This window comes from Gordonia sp. JH63 (genome assembly GCF_009856645.1).
GTDB lineage: Bacteria > Actinomycetota > Actinomycetes > Mycobacteriales > Mycobacteriaceae > Gordonia > Gordonia hongkongensis.
Window position 1 is genome coordinate 2,422,682 of the sequence record NZ_CP047235.1, and the last position, 21,294, is coordinate 2,443,975.

15 protein-coding genes are annotated in these 21,294 nt (G+C 70.2%); 14 read left to right on the forward strand and 1 reads right to left on the reverse strand.

Annotated elements, in window-relative coordinates; all coding sequences use genetic code 11:
* The first annotated feature begins 76 nt into the window (after nt 1-76).
* The 13 genes from GR168_RS10965 to aroB all read left to right on the forward strand — a co-directional run bounded on the left by GR168_RS10965 (nt 77) and on the right by aroB (nt 19,438).
* Nucleotides 77-3,577, forward strand: coding sequence for a transglutaminase family protein (locus GR168_RS10965; RefSeq protein WP_159370719.1), 3,501 nt, complete (start codon nt 77-79; stop codon nt 3,575-3,577).
* Nucleotides 3,574-6,309 carry a circularly permuted type 2 ATP-grasp protein gene (locus GR168_RS10970; protein WP_159370720.1) on the forward strand — a complete coding sequence of 912 codons (2,736 nt, stop codon included), beginning with the start codon at nt 3,574-3,576 and terminating at the stop codon, nt 6,307-6,309. Before GR168_RS10965 ends, GR168_RS10970 begins: the two co-directional genes overlap by 4 nt.
* Entirely contained in the window at nt 6,306-7,211 is a 906-nt protein-coding gene (locus tag GR168_RS10975) for a transglutaminase family protein (RefSeq protein WP_068971406.1), read from the forward strand. The genes GR168_RS10970 and GR168_RS10975 overlap by 4 nt, the downstream gene beginning before the upstream one ends.
* A 147-nt stretch (nt 7,212-7,358) precedes the next feature.
* Complete coding sequence (locus GR168_RS10980) at nt 7,359-8,552, forward strand: hypothetical protein (protein ID WP_068971407.1); 1,194 nt, start codon at nt 7,359-7,361, stop codon at nt 8,550-8,552.
* Between the two features lie 7 nt (nt 8,553-8,559).
* Nucleotides 8,560-9,945, forward strand: a complete 1,386-nt coding sequence (locus GR168_RS10985) for a replication-associated recombination protein A (protein WP_058250333.1) — start codon at nt 8,560-8,562, stop codon at nt 9,943-9,945.
* A gap of 137 nt (nt 9,946-10,082) precedes the next feature.
* Nucleotides 10,083-12,758, forward strand: a complete 2,676-nt coding sequence (gene alaS / locus GR168_RS10990; RefSeq protein ID WP_065632122.1) for an alanine--tRNA ligase — start codon at nt 10,083-10,085, stop codon at nt 12,756-12,758.
* The gene (ruvX, locus tag GR168_RS10995) at nt 12,758-13,219 is read left to right on the forward strand and encodes a Holliday junction resolvase RuvX (RefSeq protein ID WP_065632123.1); all 462 of its coding nucleotides are present in this window, start codon (nt 12,758-12,760) and stop codon (nt 13,217-13,219) included. The genes alaS and ruvX overlap by 1 nt, the downstream gene beginning before the upstream one ends.
* Nucleotides 13,206-15,101 (forward strand): endolytic transglycosylase MltG, encoded by a 1,896-nt coding sequence (gene mltG / locus GR168_RS11000; RefSeq protein WP_159370721.1) that lies wholly within the window; start codon nt 13,206-13,208, stop codon nt 15,099-15,101. The genes ruvX and mltG overlap by 14 nt, the downstream gene beginning before the upstream one ends.
* 17 nt (nt 15,102-15,118) lie before the next feature.
* On the forward strand, nt 15,119-15,988 hold the full coding sequence (locus GR168_RS11005; protein ID WP_159370722.1) for a shikimate dehydrogenase: 870 nt from the start codon (nt 15,119-15,121) through the stop codon (nt 15,986-15,988).
* An 89-nt stretch (nt 15,989-16,077) separates the two neighbouring features.
* On the forward strand, nt 16,078-16,482 hold the full coding sequence (locus GR168_RS11010) for an A24 family peptidase (RefSeq protein ID WP_159370723.1): 405 nt from the start codon (nt 16,078-16,080) through the stop codon (nt 16,480-16,482).
* 51 nt (nt 16,483-16,533) lie between these two features.
* Nucleotides 16,534-17,742: a chorismate synthase gene (gene aroC, locus GR168_RS11015; RefSeq protein WP_065632127.1), complete on the forward strand. Its 1,209-nt coding sequence runs from the start codon at nt 16,534-16,536 to the stop codon at nt 17,740-17,742.
* Nucleotides 17,739-18,296, forward strand: a complete 558-nt coding sequence (locus GR168_RS11020; RefSeq protein ID WP_058250340.1) for a shikimate kinase — start codon at nt 17,739-17,741, stop codon at nt 18,294-18,296. The genes aroC and GR168_RS11020 overlap by 4 nt, the downstream gene beginning before the upstream one ends.
* A 17-nt stretch (nt 18,297-18,313) precedes the next feature.
* The gene (gene aroB, locus GR168_RS11025) at nt 18,314-19,438 is read left to right on the forward strand and encodes a 3-dehydroquinate synthase (RefSeq protein ID WP_159370724.1); all 1,125 of its coding nucleotides are present in this window, start codon (nt 18,314-18,316) and stop codon (nt 19,436-19,438) included.
* Between the two features lie 108 nt (nt 19,439-19,546).
* Here aroB and GR168_RS11030 read toward each other — a convergent pair whose 3' ends face one another.
* Nucleotides 19,547-20,053, reverse strand: a complete 507-nt coding sequence (locus tag GR168_RS11030; protein WP_137808793.1) for a B-4DMT family transporter — start codon at nt 20,051-20,053, stop codon at nt 19,547-19,549.
* A gap of 114 nt (nt 20,054-20,167) precedes the next feature.
* Here GR168_RS11030 and GR168_RS11035 point away from each other — a divergent pair, with 114 nt between their 5' ends.
* Entirely contained in the window at nt 20,168-21,277 is a 1,110-nt protein-coding gene (locus GR168_RS11035; RefSeq protein ID WP_159370725.1) for an aminopeptidase P family protein, read from the forward strand.
* Nucleotides 21,278-21,294 lie beyond the last annotated feature (17 nt).

Below are 21,294 nucleotides of genomic sequence, written 5' to 3' on the forward strand. Positions count from 1 at the left end.
CCACCATGGCGCACAGCGGTGGGATCGAGTCGGCTGCCGGAATAGTGGTGACGGGCCCGGGCGGGGAGTTCCGCCGGTGACGATCAAGGTTGCCCTCGAGCATCGGACGGTGTACTCGTTCGACCGGCCGACCAAGATCTACCCCCACGTCGTCCGCCTGCGTCCGGCGCCGCACTCGCGCACACCGATCGAGGCGTACTCGCTCACCGTCGACCCCGGTGAGCACTTCCTGAACTGGCAGCAGGACGCGTTCAGCAACTATCTGGCGCGCCTGGTGTTCCCGGAACCCTCGACCACCCTCGGGATCACCGTCAGTCTGGTCGCGGACCTCACCGCGATCAATCCGTTCGACTTCTTCATCGAGGAGTGGGCCGAGTTCTACGGGTTCGACTATCCGGCCGAGCTGCGGCGCGACCTCGAGATCTTCCTCCGGCCGGCCGGGGTCACCGACGGTGAATTCGCCGGTGCGCCGGTGCATCCGGAGATCGCGAGGTTCGCGGCGAAGCACCGGCCGGCCGGCCGCACGCGGGTCATCGACTTCCTGGTGCGCCTCAACGCCGCGGTGCGCGACGCCGTCGGCTATACCGTCCGCCTCGAGGCCGGCGTGCAGTCGCCGGAGTACACGCTCTCCAGTGCCATCGGTTCCTGCCGGGACTCGGCCTGGTTGCTGGTCGCCCTCCTCCGCGAACTCGGGTTCGCGGCACGCTTCGTGTCCGGATACCTCGTCCAGCTGACCTCGGACGTGAAGTCGCTCGACGGTCCGTCGGGTCCCGACGCCGATTTCACCGACCTGCACGCGTGGACCGAGGTGTACCTCCCCGGGGCCGGTTGGGTTGGACTGGATCCGACGTCGGGTCTGTTCGCCGGCGAGGGGCACATCCCCTTGGCGGCCACCCCGCATCCGGTCGGCGCCGCACCGATCACCGGTTCGACCGGCCCGTGCCACGCCACTCTGGATTTCACCAACACGGTCACGCGGTTCCACGAGGACCCACGCGTCACGCTGCCCTACACCGCGGAGCAGTGGGGCCGGGTCACCGATCTCGGCGCGCTGGTCGACGAACGGATGGAACGCAACGACGTACGCCTGACGATGGGCGGCGAGCCGACGTTCGTGTCCATCGACAACCAGACGGACCCGGAGTGGCGCACCGCCGCGGACGGTCCGCACAAACGGTTGCTGGCCGGGCGGCTGGCCGACCGCCTCATGACGGCGTACGCGCCGGGCGGCCTGATGCGGCGCAGCCAGGGCAAGTGGTATCCCGGTGAACCGCTGCCGCGGTGGCAGCTCGAACTGATGTGGCGCGCCGACGGTCTGCCGATCTGGCGGAATCCGAATTTGCTCGCCGACCCGTGGGCGACGCCCGACGATTGTGCCGCGGCGATCGACCGCGAGACCCACGGCCCGAACCCCGACGACCTCGGCGACGCCGGCCCGGCACGGGAACTGCTCACCGCCTTCGCGACGCGACTGGGACTCCCGGTCGGTCAGGTCGTGCCGGCCTATGAGGACCCGCTGGTCCGGATGCGGGAACTCGCCGCGATGCCGCCCGGTGACCCCGGAACCGACCCCACCCTGCCCGCCGCACGGTCGTTCACGCAGGCCGAGATCGCCGTCGACGCCGATTCGGCGGACGGCGACGACGACGAGAGCCTCGCTCCGACAACGGATTCCGTCCGACGCAGACGAGCCCTGATCGAGCGGCTCGACGCCGCCGTCACCCAGCCGAGTGCGCACGTGTTGCCGCTGAGCCGCTCGGAGGACCGGACCGCGTGGCAGAGCGCGGTGTGGACGACCCGGCGGGGACGGATCGTGCTGACCCCCGGCACCTCGCCGGCCGGCTTGCGGCTGCCGCTCAACTCGCTGTCGTGGGGTCCGGCCCCGACGCTGTTCGAAGCCGATCCGTCCGCACGCCACGACGACCTGCCGACCGACCCGTCGGCGGCGCTGGGGCACACCGTCCGCGAGGTGGACCCCGCGCAATTCCTGCCCCGGACCGCCCTCGTCGCCGAGGTCCGCGGCGGCGTGCTCCACGTGTTCATGCCGCCGACCTCGACCCTGGAGGAGTATCTCGCGATCGTCGAACTCGTCGAGGACGCCGCCGCCACGGTGTCAACGCCGGTCGTCGTCGAGGGGTACGGACCGCCCGCCGACCCGCGACTCGTCTCGTTGTCGGTGACCCCGGACCCGGGGGTTGTCGAGGTCAACATCCAGCCGACCGGGAGTTTCGCCGAGCAGTCCGAGCTGCTCGAATCGCTCTACGACCATGCCCGACAGGTGCGGCTGGGCACCGAGAGCTTCGACCTCGACGGGAGCCACGGTGGCACGGGCGGCGGCAACCACATCACCCTCGGCGGCGTCACGCCCGCCGATTCGCCGATGCTGCGCCGCCCCGACCTGCTGGTGTCGATGCTGACCTACTGGCAACGTCATCCCGCGCTGTCGTACCTGTTCTCCGGCCGGTTCATCGGCACCACCTCGCAGGCGCCGCGTGTCGACGAGGGTCGGGAGTCCTCGCTCTACGAGCTGGAGATCGCCTTCGCCGAGATCGACCGGCTCGCGGTCAAGAATTGTGGCGACGGTGCCCGGGCCGGCGGACGCTTCGACGGCGCGCCCCCGAACCCCTGGGTCACCGACCGGGCGCTGCGGCATCTGCTCACCGACATCACCGGCAACACGCACCGGGCCGAGTTCTGCATCGACAAGCTCTACAGTCCCGACTCGGTGCGCGGCCGGCTGGGCCTGCTGGAGCTGCGGGCTTTCGAGATGCCGCCCCACCACCGGATGGCTATGGTGCAGTCGCTGCTGGTGCGGAGCCTGGTGTCGTGGTTCTGGGAGAAGCCCTACCGGGCCCGGTTGATCCGCCACGGCGGCGACCTACACGGCAAACACCTGTTGCCGCACTACGTCATCGCCGACATCGCGCTGGTCGCCGAGGAACTCCGCGAGGCCGGCTATCCGTTCGAGACCGCCTGGCTGGACCCGTTCACCGAATTCCGCTTCCCGCGTCTGGGGACCGTGCAGATCCGGGACCAGGAGATCGAGCTGCGCGGTGCCATCGAGCCGTGGAACACGTTGGGGGAGGAGGCAACCGGAACGGGAACGGCCCGGTACGTCGACTCCTCTGTCGAGCGCGTGCAGGTGCGCGTCCTGGGTGGTGAGGACGATCGTTACCTGTTGACCTGCAACGGTTTCCCGATTCCACTGCGCGCCACCGGTCGCACCGGTGAACGCGTCGCCGGCATCCGGTTCCGGGCCTGGCAGCCGCCGAGCTCGCTGCACCCGACGATCACCATCGACACCCCGCTCACCTTCGACCTGATCGACACGGTCAACGGCCGGTCGGTGGGCGGTGCCACCTACCACGTCGTGCATCCCGGAGGACGTGCCTACGATCGGCCGCCGGTGAACGCGGTCGAGGCCGAGTCCCGGCGCAACGGGCGGTTCGAGGCGGCCGGTCACACGACCGGCACCGTCGACGTCGGGCTGTTGCGCGAACGACAGTCCCGGCAGGCCACCGACTTCGGGGTGCCCGGGATCCTCGACCTCCGGCGGGCACGTACAGTTCTTCGGTGACCTCTTCGCCGGGCAACGCTTCCGCGGTGTTCGACCGCTACCGCGCCGAGGGCCACACTCTCTTCGATCCCGACCGTCTGACCCGTCTGGCCGCATCCGCGGACCGGCCGGCCGACTCCTACGACGAGCTCCTGGAAGCCGACGGCGCGATCCGTCCGGCGTGGGCCGACCTGGCCCGCATCTACCAGCTGCGCGGTCCGGACCGCCTCCGCGACTCCGCGGCCCGGCTGGCCGCAGCCGTCAGCGACGACGGCGTGGTCTACAACGAGTTCGACGGTCAGCACACCGTGACCCGCGACTGGGATGTCGACGCGGTGCCGCTGGTGATCGACGGCGTCGAATGGGCCGAACTCGAGAAGGCCATCACGCAGCGGTCGATGCTGCTCGACCTGCTCCTGCGTGACCTCTACCGCGATCAGAAGACGATCGCGGCCGGACTCGTCGCGCCCGAGATGGTCTTCGGCCATCCCGGTTACATCCGCAAGGCCGCCCGACTGGAGGTCGCCGGGCCGCACGCGCTGTTCCTGCACGCGGTCGACATCTCGCGTACCGCCGACGGCCGGTTCGTCGCCTACCGGGACCGCACCCAGGCGCCGTCGGGGATCGGTTATGCGATCGTCGGGCGGCGGCTGATGTCGAAGACCTTCCCCCAGCTGTTCCAGGCGTGCGCACCGCGGCCGATGACCACCTTCGCCGGCACGATGCGGCTGGCACTCACCGAGTACGCGCCGCCCGGGGTCGACGACCCGACGGTGGCGGTCCTCAGTCCCGGCAGCATGTCCGAGACCGCCTTCGACCAGGCCTACCTCGCGTCGGTGCTCGGCTTCCCCCTCGTCGAGGGCGCCGACCTCACCGTCCGGGACGGCGCGGTCTACATGCGCTCGCTGGGTCGCTACAAGCGGGTGGACGTCCTGCTGCGACGGGTCGACGCCGCCTACTCCGATCCACTGGACCTGCGGACAGACTCCCAGCTCGGCGTCGCCGGGCTGGTCGAGGCGATCTCGCGCGGCACGGTGACGGTCCTCAACACCCTCGGCTCGGGGGTGCTGGAGAACCCGGCGCTGCACACCGTGCTGGAGCGTCTCGCACCCGTCCTCCTCGACGAGGACCTGCGGCTGGGCTCGGTCACCACGTACTGGTCCGGAGATCCGTTGCAGCGCAGTCTGATCCGTGATCGACTGGACACCCTGGTCCTGACGAACACGAGTACGGGGGAGGAGTTCATCGGCCCGTTGCTCGCGGCGTCCGATCGCGCCGACCTCGCCGCCCGGATCGAGGCCCAGACGTGGCAGTGGGTGGCCCGCGAGCTCGAGGCGTTCTCGGTGGCCCCGACGATCACCCCCGGCAGCGGTCCCGTTGAATCGATCGCGACGCTGCGGGCGGCGCCGGTGTCGGTGCGCGCGTTCAGCGTGGCGCAGGGTCCCGGGTACGCGGTCATGCCGGGCGGCCTGGGGGCCGTTCTCGCCGACGGGGTCGCCGGCGCCGCCCACCACGTGGTGGCCGCCAAGGACGTGTGGGTCACCAGCACCGAGGTGGGCGGGCACGTGTCGCGGCGTTCGGAGACACGCGGTGAGCCGGCCGGGGAGGTCGTGGCGGGCACGTCGGCGGGTCGCCCGGTGACCCGGGAGTACTCCGACGTCGCGGCCGCGGCCAGTCCGCGCGTCCTGGCGGACCTGTTCTGGCTGGGCCGCTACGGGGAGCGCACCGAGCTCGTGACCCGCCTGGCCAAGGTGTCCCGCGAGCGTTATCAGGACTTCCAGTACCGGCCGTGGATGTCGGGCACGCCGGCGGTGCCGCTGCTGTTGCACGCGGTCGCCACGGTGACGGGCACCGCGCGCTATCTGGACACCGCCGACCTGCTGTTGCCGGGTTCGGACCGACCGCCGTCACCCGATCAGGTCAATGAGGCGATCGAGAAGATCGCCGACCTGACCGTGTCGCGATCGGTGCCCGGGACCATCGCCTACTCGGTCGACCGGCTGATCAGTACGGTCCGGGCGGTCCGTGACCAGATGTCCACGAGCACCTGGATGGTGCTTGCGCCGGTCGAACGGATCATGGCGAGCACGACCCGGCTGGTCCTCCGGTCGCGCGCGGACGCCGGGGCGGGCGACGCCGCGCTGGACCTAGGACCCGATCTGGCCCGCGCGCACGACGAGATCTTGCACGGCGTCCTGGCGCTGACCGGGCTGCAGGCCGAGTCGATGGTGCACGATCCGGCCTGGATGTTCATGGACGTCGGCCGACGCATCGAACGGGCCGTCACCCTCGCCGACCTCACGCTCGCGATGTTCGCCGACGCGCAGGACACCGACGTCGAGCAGGCGCTGCTGGAGTCGTACCTGGTGGCCAACGAATCGTCGGTGATCTACCGTCGCCGCAACCGCGGGCTGTATCAGGCGGCCAGTGTCGCCGAGCTGCTGCTGTTCGACCCGACCAATCCCCGGTCGATGATCTTCTGCCTCGACAAGATGAACGCCGACCTGTCGTCCGTACCGGAGACCCTGCGGTCGGCCGGCGCCGAACGGGCCGTGCAGGACATGATCGCCGAACTGCGCCGCGGCGACCCCGCCGACCTCGTGCGGGTCGACGCCGACCGGAGGCGCCCGGAACTCGTCGAACTGATGACAACCCTGCGCACCGGGGCGCGCGAACTCTCCGATCTGCTCACCCGGACCCGCTTCGCCACCCCGCGCCAGGCGCGACCGATCTGGGCCGGTGGGGAATCGTGAGCACGCGCGTCTATCGTGTGCTGCACCGGACCAGCTACACCTACGACGACGACGTGTCGTCCTCGTACGGGCGCTGCCATCTGACCCCGCGCGACCTGCCCGGCCAGCGCGTGCACTCGACGTCGGTCGAGATCGACCCCGAACCCGACGACCGGTCGACGGGGCTCGACGTCTACGGCAACCACGACAGCTATTTCCACGTCCGGACCGCGCACCGCGAGCTGACCGTGACCGCGCAGTCGGTCGTCGAGGTGGATCCCGTGGACCCGGGCGTCCTCCTGAGTCCGGCGGCCCGGGGTCCGTGGGAACAGGCGCGACCGTGTGTGGTCGACGGGCGGGACAGCGCCCTGGCCGCCGAGTTCGTCCTCGATCTCGACCCGCCGGAGATCACCCCCGCGGTGCGCGACTACGCCGCCGGCATCTTCACCCCCGGTCGGCCGCTGGCGGAGGCGGTCATCGATCTGACGTCGCGGATCTTCACTGACTTCACCTACCGGTCCGGGTCGACGGCCATCTCCACCCGGGTCGACACCGTCCTGCAGCGTCGCGAGGGCGTCTGCCAGGACTTCGCCCGGATCGCGATCGCCTGTCTGCGGTCACAGGGTCTCGCCGCGCGGTACGAGTCGGGATATCTCGCGACCGAGCCGCCGCCCGGCAAGGAAAAGGTCTTCGGTGCCGACGCCAGTCACGCCTGGGCGGCCGTCTGGATGCCCGACGGCCGCTGGCTGTCGTTCGATCCGACCAACGACAAGCTGGTCGACGAACGCCACGTCACACTGGCGTGGGGGCGGGATTACGACGACGTGCCGCCTCTCCGAGGGGTCATCTACACCGATTCCACGAAGAGCCGGATCGACGTGTCGGTCGACGTCCGGCCGACAGATGACCTCACCGCGGGCTGAACCGGGCACATCGGACTCGCCTGCTCGGTAAGTCGCTGTGCCACAGTGTTTTCGGCGCGCGTTTTCGGGCTATACCGGTAACGACGTGGTACAGATGGACGAACGCGCTGTTGCGACAACGTTGCAACGGGTAGGTTGGTTGGCGACATGACGGTCATTACGGAAAGCCGCATCACCAGCGTGGTGCGGGCGGCAGAGGCGCTGCTGTCACACCGCGCCGGATCAGCAGTGGTTCTCGACGATCCCGAGGACCTCGGCGGCAGCGGACGCACCACGGTCGTTCGGGTCCGCGTCGCCCAGAACCCCCTCAGCCTGGACCGCTCACTGGTGATCAAGGCCCTTCCCGAACACGAGGACCCACAGGCCTTCCACCGGGAGATCGCGTCGTACAAGTACGCGACCGCCCTGCCGAACGAATCGCGCCCGGGGCCGCAACTGATCGCCTCCGACACCGATCTCCGCATCATGGTGCTCTCCGACCTCGGCCACGGCCGGACGATGCTCGAGTACCTGGCCGGCGTCGACCCGGTCGAGACCTCACGTGCTGTCAGTGCCTGGGGCCAGGCACTCGGCCGGATGCACGCGGCGACGGTCGGCGGCGAGGGCGACTTCCTCGCGCTGCTGCGGCGCGGACCGTCGGGTATGCAGGGACGCGACATCCTGCGCGACGAGGCGTTGCGGTCGATCGACTCGGTGGTGGGGCACGCGGCCGCGCTCGACGTCGAGGTCCCCGAGCAGGTGGTGGAGTCGTTGCGTACCGCGGCGACGCTGTTCGACGAGGGCGATCACCGCGCATTCAGTCCGTCGGATGTCGGGCCCGAGAACATCCTGCTCAACGACGACGGCGTGCAGTTCATGGACTACGAGTGGGGCGGCTTCCGCGACGCCACCCTCGACATCGCCTACGCGCTCGTGACCATCACCGCGCAGCTTCCGCCCCGGACCACTGCCCGGGCCACCGACCTCGAGGTCTCGATGGTCGACGCCTGGCGCTCGGAGGTGCACTCGATCTGGCCGGCGCTCGCCCATGAGCGGGAGATGCAGCGCAAGGTGCTGCTCGCCCGTCAGCTGTGGGTGTGGCTGTCGACGGTGTGGATGCTGCCGAGCGACCCGCTGGCTCCCACCGGCCCGGACGCGGACGTCGAAGCGCCCGACTTCGAGCCGGCCGACGTCACTGCCGCCGGCTTCACGCATGACTGGGCGCTGCACACGAACGACCCCCGCGTGATCGTCAGCCGCTGGACCGACCTCGCCGCCGCCGCGGGACGCGCGGGCGACGAGGAGATCGCGGTGTTCGCGACCGCGATGGGCGTCGCGCTGCAGCGCATCTGGCTGGCCTGACACGCTCGTGGACGGACTGTTCGACCCACCCGACGATCCTCGGGCCGGCTCCGACGGGCATGGCAACGCCGGTGGTCTCACCGCACCACCGGCCCCGACCGCACCCCTGGCGGTCCGCATGCGGCCGCAGACCCTCGACGAGATCGTCGGACAGCAGCACCTGCTTGGTACCGGTTCGCCGCTGCGCAGGCTGATCAGTGGCTCGGGCGCGGCGTCGGTGCTGCTCTACGGGCCGCCCGGAACCGGCAAGACCACCATGGCCTCGCTCATCGCGCGCGCCACCGGCGGCCGCTTCGAGGCCCTGTCCGCGCTGTCGGCGGGGGTCAAGGAGGTGCGCGCAGTCATCGACGTGGCCCGGCGCCGGCTCATCGGTGACGGCAAGAACGGCGGTCAGCAGACGGTCCTGTTCATCGACGAGGTCCATCGGTTCTCGAAGACCCAGCAGGACGCGTTGCTCGACGCCGTGGAGAACCGGATCGTGCTGCTCGTCGCGGCCACGACCGAGAACCCGTCGTTCTCGGTGGTCGCGCCGCTGCTGTCGCGGTCGCTGGTCCTGCAGCTGCGGTCGCTGACCGATGCCGACATCCGGGAGGTGCTGACTCGTGCGGTCGCCGACCCGCGTGGGCTCGACGGCAAGGTCGAGGTGACCGACGCCGCCTACGACCACCTCGTCGCGGTGTCCGGTGGGGACGCGCGCCGGGCGCTGACCGCGCTGGAGGCCAGCGCCGACGCCACCGACCGGATCGACCTCGCCGATGTGGAGACCGCGATCGACCGCGCCGCCGTCCGGTACGACCGGGACGGCGACCAGCACTACGACGTGACGAGTGCTTTCATCAAGTCCATCCGGGGTTCCGACGTCGACGCCGCCGTCCACTATCTCGCCCGCATGATCGCGGCCGGGGAGGACCCGCGGTTCATCGCGCGGCGCCTCATGATCCACGCCAGCGAGGACATCGGCATGGCCGACCCGACGGCCCTGCAGACCGCGGTCGCGGCCGCTCAGGTCGTGAACCTCGTCGGGATGCCGGAGGCCAAACTCGCGCTCACACAGGCCACCATCCACCTCGCGACGGCACCGAAGTCGGCGGGCGTGGTGTCGGCGATCGGCGCGGCCCTCGCCGATGTCGGGTCGGGCAAGGCCGGCGCGGTTCCGGCCCATCTGCGTGACAGTCACTATCCGGGGGCCAAGAAGCTCGGTAGCGGTGTCGCATACCGATATCCGCACGATGATCCCGACGGGGTTGTGCCGCAACAGTATCCGCCCGACGACCTGGTCGGCCGGGACTACTACGAGCCCACCGACCATGGGCTGGAACGCGAAATCGGGCCGCGGGTCGCGAAGTTGCGATCGATCGTGCGTGGCGCGGTGTCGCGGCGCCGGTCGCGCTGACCGTCCGTGGGGCGTTTCCCCAGTGCAGAGTCCCTGCGCCCCCGGCGACTCGCCGACGGTAGGCTGGGATGTCGCGACAAACAACGGCCGCTACCACCGAACGGCTGGGACCACCAACGGCTAGGACGAAACCCACAGTGCAGACGCATGACATCCGGAAGCGCTTTCTGGACCACTTCATCAAAGCCGGGCACACCGAGGTGCCGAGCGCTTCGCTGCTCCTCGACGACCCCAATCTGTTGTTCGTCAATGCCGGCATGGTCCCGTTCAAGCCGTTCTTCCTGGGTGAGCAGACGCCCCCGTACTCGCGGGCGACCAGCGTGCAGAAGTGCGTCCGCACCCTCGACATCGACGAGGTCGGCATCACCACCCGCCACAACACCTTCTTCCAGATGGCGGGCAACTTCTCCTTCGGCGACTACTTCAAGCGCGAGGCCATCACCTTCGCCTGGACGCTGCTGACCAACAGCGTCGACGACGGCGGTTTCGGTATCGACCCGCAGAAGCTGTGGCCGACGGTCTATCTCGACGACGACGAGGCCGAGGCCATCTGGCGCGACGAGATCGGCGTGCCGGCCGAGCGCATCCAGCGACGGGGCATGAAGGACAACTACTGGTCGATGGGCGTCCCGGGTCCCTGCGGGCCGTGCTCGGAGATCTTCTACGACCGCGGACCCGAGTACGGCGTCGAGGGTGGGCCGGAGGCCGACGAGGACCGCTACATCGAGATCTGGAATCTCGTCTTCATGCAGAACGTCCGCGGTCCCGGGGGCGGCAAGGACAACTACGAGATCCTGGGCCCGCTGCCCAAGCAGAACATCGACACCGGCATGGGCGTCGAGCGCGTGGCCTGCATCCTGCAGGGCGTCGACAACGTGTACGAGACCGACCTGTGCAAGCCGATCATCGACCTCGCCGCGGAACTGTCCGGACGTGCATACGCCGCCGGTTCGCATGCCGACGACGTCCGGTTCCGCGTCGTCGCCGACCACGCGCGGACCTCGGCGATGCTGATCGGCGACGGCGTGCTGCCCGGCAATGACGGCCGCGGTTACGTCCTGCGCCGCCTGCTGCGTCGGGTCGTCCGGTCGATGAGGTTGCTCGGCGCCGGTGACAATCAGCCGACCATGGGCACGATCATCGGCAAGGTCATCGACCTGATGTCACCGTCATACCCCGAGCTGGAGACGCAGCGCCGGCACATCGTCGACGTGGCCGTGGGCGAGGAGACCTCCTTCTCCAAGACCCTGGCCGCGGGGTCGAAGCTGTTCGCCGACGCGGCGACCGCCACCAAGAGTGCGTCGCGTACGACCATCACCGGTTCCGACGCGTTCACGCTGCACGACACCTACGGCTTCCCGATCGACCTCACCCTGGAGATGGCCGCCGAGGCCGGTCTCTCGGTGGATCAGGAGGGCTTCACCGCCCTGATGGCCGAGCAGAAGCAACGCGCCAAGGCCGACGCGACCGCCCGCAAGACCGGGCACGCCGACCTGAGCGTCTACCGGGACTTCCTCGATCGCGGGCCGACCGAGTTCACCGGCTTCGACGAGCTGGTGTCGGAGGCACGGGTGCTCGGCCTCGTCGCCGACGGCGCACGGCTGCCGGCGGCGTCGGCCGGCCAGGAACTGACGGTCGTCCTCGACCGCACCCCGCTCTACGCCGAATCCGGTGGGCAGATGGCCGACGTCGGCACCATCACGACCGGGTCGGGAGTGCGCATGTCGGTGACCGACGTGCAGAAGGTCGGCAAGTCGGTGTGGCTGCACAAGGTCCGCATCGACGAGGGGGAGATCGAGGAGGGCGACGAGGTCCTCGCGGCGGTCGACACCGCGTGGCGTCACGGCGCCACGCAGGGCCATTCCGGCACCCACATGGTCCACGCCGCGCTGCGCGAGGTCCTCGGCCCCGGCGCGACGCAGGCCGGTTCGCTGAACCGTCCCGGTTATCTGCGCTTCGACTTCAACGCCAGCGGCCCGGTGACCGAGGCCCAGCGTCGGGAGATCGAGGAGATCAGCAACGCCGCGGTCGAGGCGAACTATCAGGTCAACACGTTCGAGACGGGTCTGTCCGAGGCCAAGGCGATGGGCGCGATGGCGCTCTTCGGCGAGAACTACGGTGACGTCGTCCGCGTCGTGGAGATCGGCGGGCCGTTCTCCATGGAGCTGTGCGGCGGCACGCACGTGGCGTCGTCGTCGCAGATCGGACCCATCACGCTGATCGGGGAGTCCTCGGTCGGTTCGGGTGTCCGGCGCGTCGAGGCTTACGTCGGCATGGACTCGTTCCGGTTCCTGTCGAAGGAGCGTGCGTTGCTGGCCGGCCTGGCGTCGTCGCTCAAGGTCCCGTCGGAAGAGGTGCCCGGCCGCGTCGAGCAGCTCGTCACCAAGCTGCGTGACGCGGAGAAGGAACTCGAGCGGGTACGTGCCGAGGCGGCCCGGGCCGCGGTGTCCGGTCTCCTCGACACGGCGACGACCGTCGGTGCCACCCTCGTCGTCGAGGGACGGGTGCCGGGCCTCGACGCCAACGGGTTGCGCTCGGTGGTGACCGACCTCCGCGGCCGGGTCGCCGACCGCCAGGCGGTGATCGCGCTGTTCTCGCCGAACGGTGACGGACCGGATGCCAAGGTGCCGTTCGTGATCGCCACCACGGCGGCTGCCCGTGACGCCGGGGTCAAGGCCGGTGACCTCGTCAAGGAGGTCGCGCCGTTGGTGGGCGGTCGTGGCGGTGGCAAGCCGGATCTGGCCCAGGGCGCGGGCACCGATCCCGCGGGGATCGACGCGGCACTGACGCGAATCCGCGAGTTCGTCGCCTGATGCCGCATCCGCACACCCGGGCCGACGGTCACCAGCGGACCCGCGGGCGACTCCTCGGGATCGACGTCGGGAGCGTCCGGATCGGCGTCGCCGTGTGCGACCCCGACGGCATCCTCGCCACACCGGTCGAAACGGTGCGTCGAACCCCTTCGCGCACAGACGATCTCGACCGCATCGCGGCGCTGGTCGTGGAGTACGAGGCTGTCGGCGTCGTCGTGGGGCTGCCGAAGACGCTCAAGAACACCGCGGGGGCGGCGGCCGAGACCGCACAGGAATTCGGGGACCGTCTCGCGACCCGGATCGACCCGGTGGCCGTGCACTGGCACGACGAACGTTTCACGACGGTGACCGCACAGCAGGCACTGCACGCCAGCGGCCGGACGGTGAAGTCCTCGCGCGCGGTCATCGACCAGGCCGCGGCGGTCGCTATTCTGCAGGGGTGGTTGGATGCGCGACGGTGAGTCAGGGGAGCCTCCGGTGACCGATGATCGGCGTCGCACCCGGCACCGAGACGGCCAGGGACGCCGTGCCGAGGGCATGGATCCCGAGCGTCTGCGGTACTTCACGCAGTCGGCCGACGGGTCGCCCCACACGCGGCACCGCCGCCGGCGCGCCGGTGGCGAGAATGCCGAACCGGCTCCCCGGCGCCCGGCCCCGCCGAATGTCCCGCCCGCCGAACAGGCGCGGCCGGTATCCGGCACGCCCGGCCCCCGCGCGACGCCGGTCCGCATCCCGCCGGGGCAGCCGCCCACCCCGCCGCCGCCGGTGGCACCACCGCGGCCCGGTCCGCCGCAGCCCGGTCCATCAACGGCTGCCGGGGGTCCGGTCGAAGACGACGTCGACACCGACTTCACCATGGCCCGTCCGGCCGCTCCGGCGCCTCCGGACCGGGGTCCTCGCCCCGACGAATCTCGTTCTTTCCCGGACGATCACGCCGCGGAGGAGTTCACCGCTGCCGACTACGAGCCGGCGGGTCACGCGGCAGAACGCCACGACGCCGAGCTGTACGACACCGGTGGCCACGAGACCGGGCGTTACGAGACGCCGGGCACCGCACGCCCGATCCGCGACGACGATCGCGTCGCCCGACGAGGCCGGCGGATCGACGAGCACGACGAGCACGACGACTGGTGGCCCGGCGCCGACGACACCGAGCCCGACCAGCAACAGCGCCGTACGCCGCGCCGCAAGCGCAGCCGGGGCAAGCGTCGTGCGGTCCTCGCCGTCGCGATCGTCTTCATGCTCGCGCTGATCACCGGGGTCGGCTACTACGGTGTGCGCGCCACCGGCCTGCTCGAGTCGCGCAAGGACTACACCAACGCCGCCGGTTCCGGCGATGTCGTCGTCGACATCCCGGACAACTCCACGCTCGCCGACTTCGGCCGCATCCTCGTCGACGCCGACGTGGTGGGCAGCGTGCGGGCGTTCGTCGACGCCGCCGGTGGACAGCCGATGTCCGGCGGCCTCTACAAGATGCGCACCCAGATCCCGGCCACCACGGCCGTGGAGATGCTGACCGCCGACGGCGCAGTGCACCGCGTCGGGCGGGTGGTGATCCCGCCGGGGCTGCAGCTCGATTCGAAGACCGGTATCGATGGCAAGGTCACCCCGGGCATCTTCCAGCTCATCGAGAACGCCACGTCGTTCTCGTTCAACGGGCAGCAGGAGGGGGTGACGGTCGCCGACCTCGAGAAGGCCGCCGCCGAGACCACCCCGGCCGAGCTCGGTGTGCCCGAGTGGGCCGAACAGAACGTCGCCGAGATGACGGGCGATCACCGCCGGATCGAGGGGCTCATCGCGCCGACCACCTGGGAGCGCATCGAACCCGATCACACCGCCACGCAGATCCTGCGGGAGATGATCTCCAGCAGCGCGACGATGTTCGAACAATGGGGACTGCTCGACCGCAACAACTCCGGACTCGAGCCGTACGAGACCCTGATCGCGGCGTCGATCGTCGAGCGCGAGGTCCGGCATGTCGAGGATGCGCCGAAGGTGGCGCGGGTCATCCGTAACCGCCTCGACCGCGACCAGCTGCTGCAGATGGACTCGACGCAGAACTACACCGCGGACATCACGAACATCGATGTCCACGGCGAGGCGTACAAGAACGACAACGAGTGGAACACCTACCGGTACAAGGGGTTGCCGCCCACGCCCATCGCGGCGGTCGGGGTGCCCGCCCTGGAGGCGATGCTCGACCCGGCACCGGGCGGATGGCTGTACTTCGTCACCGTCGACACCGCCGGGACCACGTTGTTCGCGAACACCTTCGAAGATCACATCCGCAACCGCCAGGTCGCCTGCCGCAACAAGCTGGTGGCCACCGGCTGCAGCCAGTGAGCAGCAGCGGACCCGCCATGAACACCGTGCCCGCCGGCATCCGCTCACCGCACGGTGACCGCCGTCGGGCCGCGGTTCTGGGGTCGCCGATCACGCACTCGCGCTCGCCGCGCGTCCATCTGGCCGCCTACCGGGCACTCGGGCTGGTCGACTGGCGGTACGACCGGATCGAGTGCACCGCCGACCGTCTGCCCGAGATCGTCTCGGGAGCCGACGTCGACTTCATCGGGTTCTCGGTCACCATGCCCAACAAACGCGCTGCCCTCGAGTTCGCCACCGAACGCACCGAACGCGCCGAACTGGTCGGGTCGGCGAACACCCTGGTGCGCGTGGCGACCGGTTGGCGCGCGGACTGCACCGACATCGACGGCGTGTCGGGAGCGCTCACCGACCTCGCGGTCGACGCGGACCTCGCCGCCGGGACCTCACCGGTCGCCGTGGTCGTCGGAGCGGGTGGCACGGCACTTCCGACCATCATGGCGCTCGCCGAGACGGGCATCACCGACGTCACGGTGGTCGCCCGCGACGCCGGCCGGGCCGCGCCCGTCCTCGAACTGTGTGAGCGGTTGGGGATGAACGGAGACGTCGTGCCCTTCGAACCCGCCGAGGCGCTGGCCCGAAGGTGTCGCGAGTCCGCGGTCGTCGTGTCGACGGTGCCGGCCGACGCGGCCGCGGTCCTGACGCCCGCCGTGGCGCGGGCACGCAAGGTCGTGGACGTGATCTACGACCCCTGGCCGACTCCGCTCGCGTCCGCGGTCGACGCGGCCGGTGGAACCGTGGTCGGTGGTCTGGTCATGCTCGTCAACCAGGCATTCCGGCAGGTCGAGCAGTTCACCGGGCTGCCCGCACCCCGCGACGTGATGGTCGCGGCACTCACCGCCGACTGATTCCCGGGGGAGCTCCGAGTCCGTCCACAGGACGTGCCGGTTGTGGACAGGCGAACAGTACCGATCAACCACCCCGACATGCTCGACGGATGGCCGAGTGCGTGATCCTGATCTGGCTGTCGGTCGTCGCGATGACCGACGCCGACACCCGCCGGATCCCGAACGTGCTCGTCTGGCCCGGTATCTGCGGTGCGGTGGGCGCGTGCGCAGTCCACCCCGGCGCGGCGGTGGCCGCGCTCGTCGCCGCGGCCCCGTACGCGCTCGCCTTCGGGATGCGATGGTGCGGCGGTGGGGACGTCAAGCTCGCCATCGCGTGCGGTGCGCTCGCCGTACGGTGGGACGCCGCCCTGCTCGTGGTGGCGCTCGCCTCGGTCATCGCGGTGGGCACGGTGGTCGGGCATCGCGTCGGTCGCCGGGACCCCGCCGGCCGCGGGTCTCATCCGCACGGACCCGCGCTCGTCGCCGCCTCGATCGTGGTCGCCGATCTCTTGTGACGCGTGCTACGCGTGGTTCGGCGGCGCCGCCGTCGGTCCGGGCTCGGCAGCATGGAACAATCGATCACTGTGTTGCGCTGGATAACTGCCGGAGAATCTCACGGTCCCGCCCTGGTCGCCATCGTCGAGGGCATGGTGGCCGGTGTCGAGGTCACCTCGTCCGACATCGCCGGGCAACTGGCACGCCGCCGGCTCGGCTACGGCCGCGGTGCGCGGATGAAGTTCGAGGCCGACCAGGTCACCGTGCTCGGCGGGGTTCGTCACGGCCAGACCATGGGCGGCCCGGTCGCGATCGAGATCGGCAACACCGAGTGGCCCAAGTGGGAGACGGTGATGGCGGCCGATCCCGTGGACGCGGCCGAACTCGAGGGGAGTGCCCGTAACGCACCGCTGACGCGTCCCCGCCCCGGGCACGCGGACTACTCGGGAATGCTCAAGTACGGCTTCGACGACGCCCGTCCGGTGCTGGAGCGCGCGAGCGCCCGGGAGACCGCGGCGCGTGTCGCCGCGGGCACGGTCGCTCGCAACTTCCTCCGCCAGGTACTGGGCGTCGACGTCATCTCCCATGTCATCTCCATCGGCGCGAGCGATCCCTACGTCGGCCCGCCGCCGCGCATCTCCGACCTCGAGGCCATCGACGCCAGTCCGGTCCGGGCGTTCGACGCCGATGCCGAGACGTCCATGATCGCCGAGATCGAGGCGGCGAAGAAGGACGGCGACACCCTCGGCGGCGTGGTCGAGATCGTCGCCACGGGGGTGCCCGTCGGCCTCGGCTCGCACGTCAGCGGCGACACCCGCCTGGACGCCAAGCTGGCGGCCGCCCTGATGGGCATCCAGGCGATCAAGGGCGTCGAGGTCGGCGACGGCTTCACCACCGCCCGCCGGCGTGGCAGTGAGGCCCACGACGAGATGGTGCCCGGTGCCGACGGTGTCCTGCGATCGACCAACCGCGCGGGCGGACTCGAGGGCGGCATGACCAACGGCGAGGACCTGCGCGTCCGCATCGCGATGAAGCCGATCTCGACGGTGCCGCGAGCGCTGTCCACGATCGACATGTCGACCGGGGAGACGGCCAGCGCCATCCATCAGCGTTCCGACGTCTGTGCCGTGCCGGCGGCGGGCGTCGTCGCCGAGGCGATGGTCGCGCTCGTCGTGGCCCAGGCCGCTCTCGAGAAGTTCGGCGGCGACTCGGTGACCGAGACCGGCGCGAACCTCGCCGCCTACCGGGCTGCCGTCGACGCGCGTCCGCCCCGGGCATGACCCAGCCCCCGGCACCCCCGACCCCGACGCGTCCGACGACCGGTCGCCGCCCGGCGGCCGTACTGATCGGTTTCATGGGAGCCGGGAAGTCCACCGTCGGTCGCATGCTCGCCGACCGGCTCGGCGTCGACTTCATCGACACCGACATCGAACTCGTCCGGCGCACCGGCCGCAGCATCCCGGAGATCTTCGAATCCGACGGTCTCGAGGGATTCCGGACGATCGAGGCCAACGTCGTCACCGATGTCCTGGACAACCATGGCGGGGTGGTGTCGCTCGGCGGCGGGGCGGTGACGACCGCCGGGATCCGCGAGGCACTGGCCGACCAGCGCGTCGTGTACCTGCGGGTGTCGGCCGAGCGCGGGTACGAGCGCGTGTCGGGTACCGACCGTCCGCTCCTGGCGACAGCCGACCCTGCCGCTCGGTACGCCGAACTGCTCGCCGAGCGGACACCCGTCTACGAGGCGGTGTGCACCTTCGACGTCGACGCCGACCCCGACCCCGACGCGGTGGCCGACGCCGTGGTCGTCCAACTCGCCCGTGAACTGATGTGAGGAAGCCGAGTATCACCGTGAACGAACAGGCAGCGAACGAACCCATCGCCATCCGGGTCAACGCCGGCGCACCGTACGACGTGACCATCGGCCGGGGACTCCTCGGTGAGGTGGCCGCGGCCGCGCAGGGCGCCGACCGCATCGCGATCCTGTATCAGCCGCCGCTGGCCAAGACTGCCGAACAGATCCGAGAGTATTTGGCGGAGAAGGGGTTCGACGCCCATCGCGTCGAGATCCCCGACGCCGAGGCCGGCAAGGACCTGTCGGTCGCGTCGTTCTGCTGGGAGGTGTTCGGCCGGATCGGCCTCAAACGCAACGACAAGGTCATCAGCCTCGGCGGGGGAGCCGCCACCGACCTCGCCGGGTTCGTCGCGGCGACCTGGATGCGCGGCATCGGGGTCATCCACATCCCGACGACCCTGCTGGCGATGGTCGACGCCGCCGTGGGCGGCAAGACCGGCATCAACACCGAGGCGGGCAAGAACCTCGTTGGTTCGTTCCACGAACCCGACGCCGTCCTGATCGACACCGGCACGCTGGAGACCGTCCCGCGCAACGAGATCGTCGCCGGACTCGCCGAGGTCATCAAGACCGGGTTCATCGCCGATCCGACGATCCTCGACATCATCGAGGCCGACCCCGAGGCCGCCCTCGACCCGACGTCGCCGGTACTGCCCGATCTCATCCGGCGCTCGGTGCAGGTCAAGGCCGACGTGGTGTCGGCCGACCTCAAGGAGTCGTCGCTGCGCGAGATCCTCAACTACGGGCACACGCTCGGCCACGCGATCGAGCGCCGCGAGCGTTACCGCTGGCGTCACGGCGCGGCGGTGTCGGTGGGTCTCGTGTTCGCTGCCGAACTCTCGCGCCTGGCCGGCCGCCTCGACGACGCCACGGCGGATCGGCACAAGGCGATCCTGGATCTCGTGGGGTTGCCGACGACCTATGACCCGGATGCGTTCGCCGATCTCCTGCAGGGGATGGCGGGGGACAAGAAGAACCGTTCCGGCGTACTGCGTTTCGTCGTGCTCGACGGACTCGCCAAGCCGGGCCGGCTCGAAGGGCCCGACCCCGGTCTGATCGCCGCTGCCTACTCGGCAGTGGCGGGCGGCCCGGCAGCGAAGAGTACGTCGGTGCTGCTCTAGTCAGCGCTGCACAAACCCACCCCTTTTCCACAAACCCAGCCCAGTCCGAGCGTGGTGACTTTGTGGAAAGGGGGTGGGTTTGCGGGTAGACGGCCGGTCAAGACAACGTCAGCGGATCTCCCGAGTCGGGGCATCCGTGTCGGCATGACGATCCTCGTGCACCGACCAGTCGTCGTCGGCTGCGCCCTTGTTCTGGTCGCGCCGGACGAGGAAACGGCCGATCGCCGCGCCGACGAAGGCCGGGACGAAGACGAGCAGTGCGGTGAACGACGCCCCGGCGATCAGCTCGATGAACAGGCTGGCCTGCCCGATGCCGGCCAGGACGACCGTGCCGAGGATCCAGGAGATCAACCCGGCGACGACGCCGGCGAGGACACCGGCCTGCAGCCAGCGCACGGTCAGATCCTCGTAGTCATCGGGATCCGGGTTGGCGCGGGCGTCGCGGATGCCGTCGTAACCACCCCACACCAGGGCGATGAGCACGACGACCGCGATCGCGATGGTGCGCCAGATCGTCGAGTTCAGCGGCGCCTGCACCACGGCGAATCCCAGCAAGACGCGGGCGAGGACGTGAACTGCGGTCATCGTCAGACCGCGCACCAACCACGAAGACATGCGCGTCATCTTACGCACGGGGGTGGAGACAGCGGACACACCTGGTCGAAGTGGCCGGGTTTCGCGGGTCGGGCGGGTTCGCGCGGCTGGGGCGCCGGCCGTAGCGTGGCCAGGGTGCCGATCAACCATGACACCGCAGGCCGCCGCGCCCGGCTGCGTGCCGAGCTGCGTACCGCGGACGACCCGGTCTCGTTCCTCGTCGTCTCCGACCTCGTCAACGTCCGCTACCTGACCGGGTTCACCGGCTCCAACGCCGCCGTGCTGATCGACGTCGACGATCCGGCCGGCGACCGGATCGCCACCGACGGCCGGTATCTCACCCAGGTCGCCGAACAGGTGCCCGACGTCGAGCCGATCATCGAACGCTCGGCGGCGCGTGCCCTCGTCGACCACGCCCGGGCCGCCGGGGCGGGTCGCGTCGGCTTCGAAGCCGACACCGAGACCGTGGCCGGGCACCGAGCGCTGTCCGCGGCTGTCGGGGACTCCGGGATCGAACTCGTCAGCACGACCGGTGTCGTGCGGAACCTGCGCGCGGTCAAGGAACCGGGGGAGATCGAGCTGCTCCGGGCGGCGTGCGCGATCGGGGATGCGGCCCTGGCGCAGATCATCGCCGACGGCGTCCTGCGGGCCGGGACGACCGAGCGGCAGGTCGCGCGAGCGCTCGAGTGGGAGATGTACCGCCTCGGGGCCGACGGGATCGCGTTCGAGACCATCGTGGCCGCCGGCGCGCACTCGGCGATCCCGCATCACCGGCCCACCCACACGGCTCTGGCGGACGGCGATCTGGTCAAGATCGACTTCGGCTCGGTGGTCGGCGGGTATCACTCCGACATGACCAGGACCTTCGTCCTGAGGCGCGCGGCGTCGTGGCAGCGGGACCTCTACGAACTCGTCGCCACCGCGCAGGCCGCCGGCCGCCGGGCCCTCACGCCCGGGGCCGACCTGCGGGCGGTCGACGCCGCGGCCCGCGACGTGATCGCCGACGCCGGCCACGGCGAGAACTACGTGCACGGTCTCGGTCACGGAGTGGGACTGGAGATCCACGAAGCGCCGGGAAGCGGCAAACTCGCGGCGGGTACACTGCCATGCGGTGCTGCGGTCACCGTGGAGCCCGGTGTCTACCTACCCGGATGGGGTGGGGTCCGGATCGAGGACACATTGGTGGTCACCGACGGCGACCCCGACCTGCTGACCGCCACCGACAAGACATTCACCGTCATCTGACTGCAAGGGAACGAAAA

What these genes read in the sequence shown, in the direction of transcription:
- GR168_RS11005 (WP_159370722.1), top strand. Translation starts at nt 15,119, where the DNA reads ATGAACACCGTGCCCGCCGGCATCCGCTCACCGCACGGTGACCGCCGT.
- aroC (WP_065632127.1), top strand. Translation starts at nt 16,534, where the DNA reads ATGGAACAATCGATCACTGTGTTGCGCTGGATAACTGCCGGAGAATCT.
- GR168_RS11030 (WP_137808793.1), bottom strand. Translation starts at nt 20,053, where the DNA reads ATGTCTTCGTGGTTGGTGCGCGGTCTGACGATGACCGCAGTTCACGTC.
- GR168_RS11020 (WP_058250340.1), top strand. Translation starts at nt 17,739, where the DNA reads ATGACCCAGCCCCCGGCACCCCCGACCCCGACGCGTCCGACGACCGGT.
- mltG (WP_159370721.1), top strand. Translation starts at nt 13,206, where the DNA reads ATGCGCGACGGTGAGTCAGGGGAGCCTCCGGTGACCGATGATCGGCGT.
- GR168_RS11010 (WP_159370723.1), top strand. Translation starts at nt 16,078, where the DNA reads ATGGCCGAGTGCGTGATCCTGATCTGGCTGTCGGTCGTCGCGATGACC.
- GR168_RS10980 (WP_068971407.1), top strand. Translation starts at nt 7,359, where the DNA reads ATGACGGTCATTACGGAAAGCCGCATCACCAGCGTGGTGCGGGCGGCA.
- ruvX (WP_065632123.1), top strand. Translation starts at nt 12,758, where the DNA reads ATGCCGCATCCGCACACCCGGGCCGACGGTCACCAGCGGACCCGCGGG.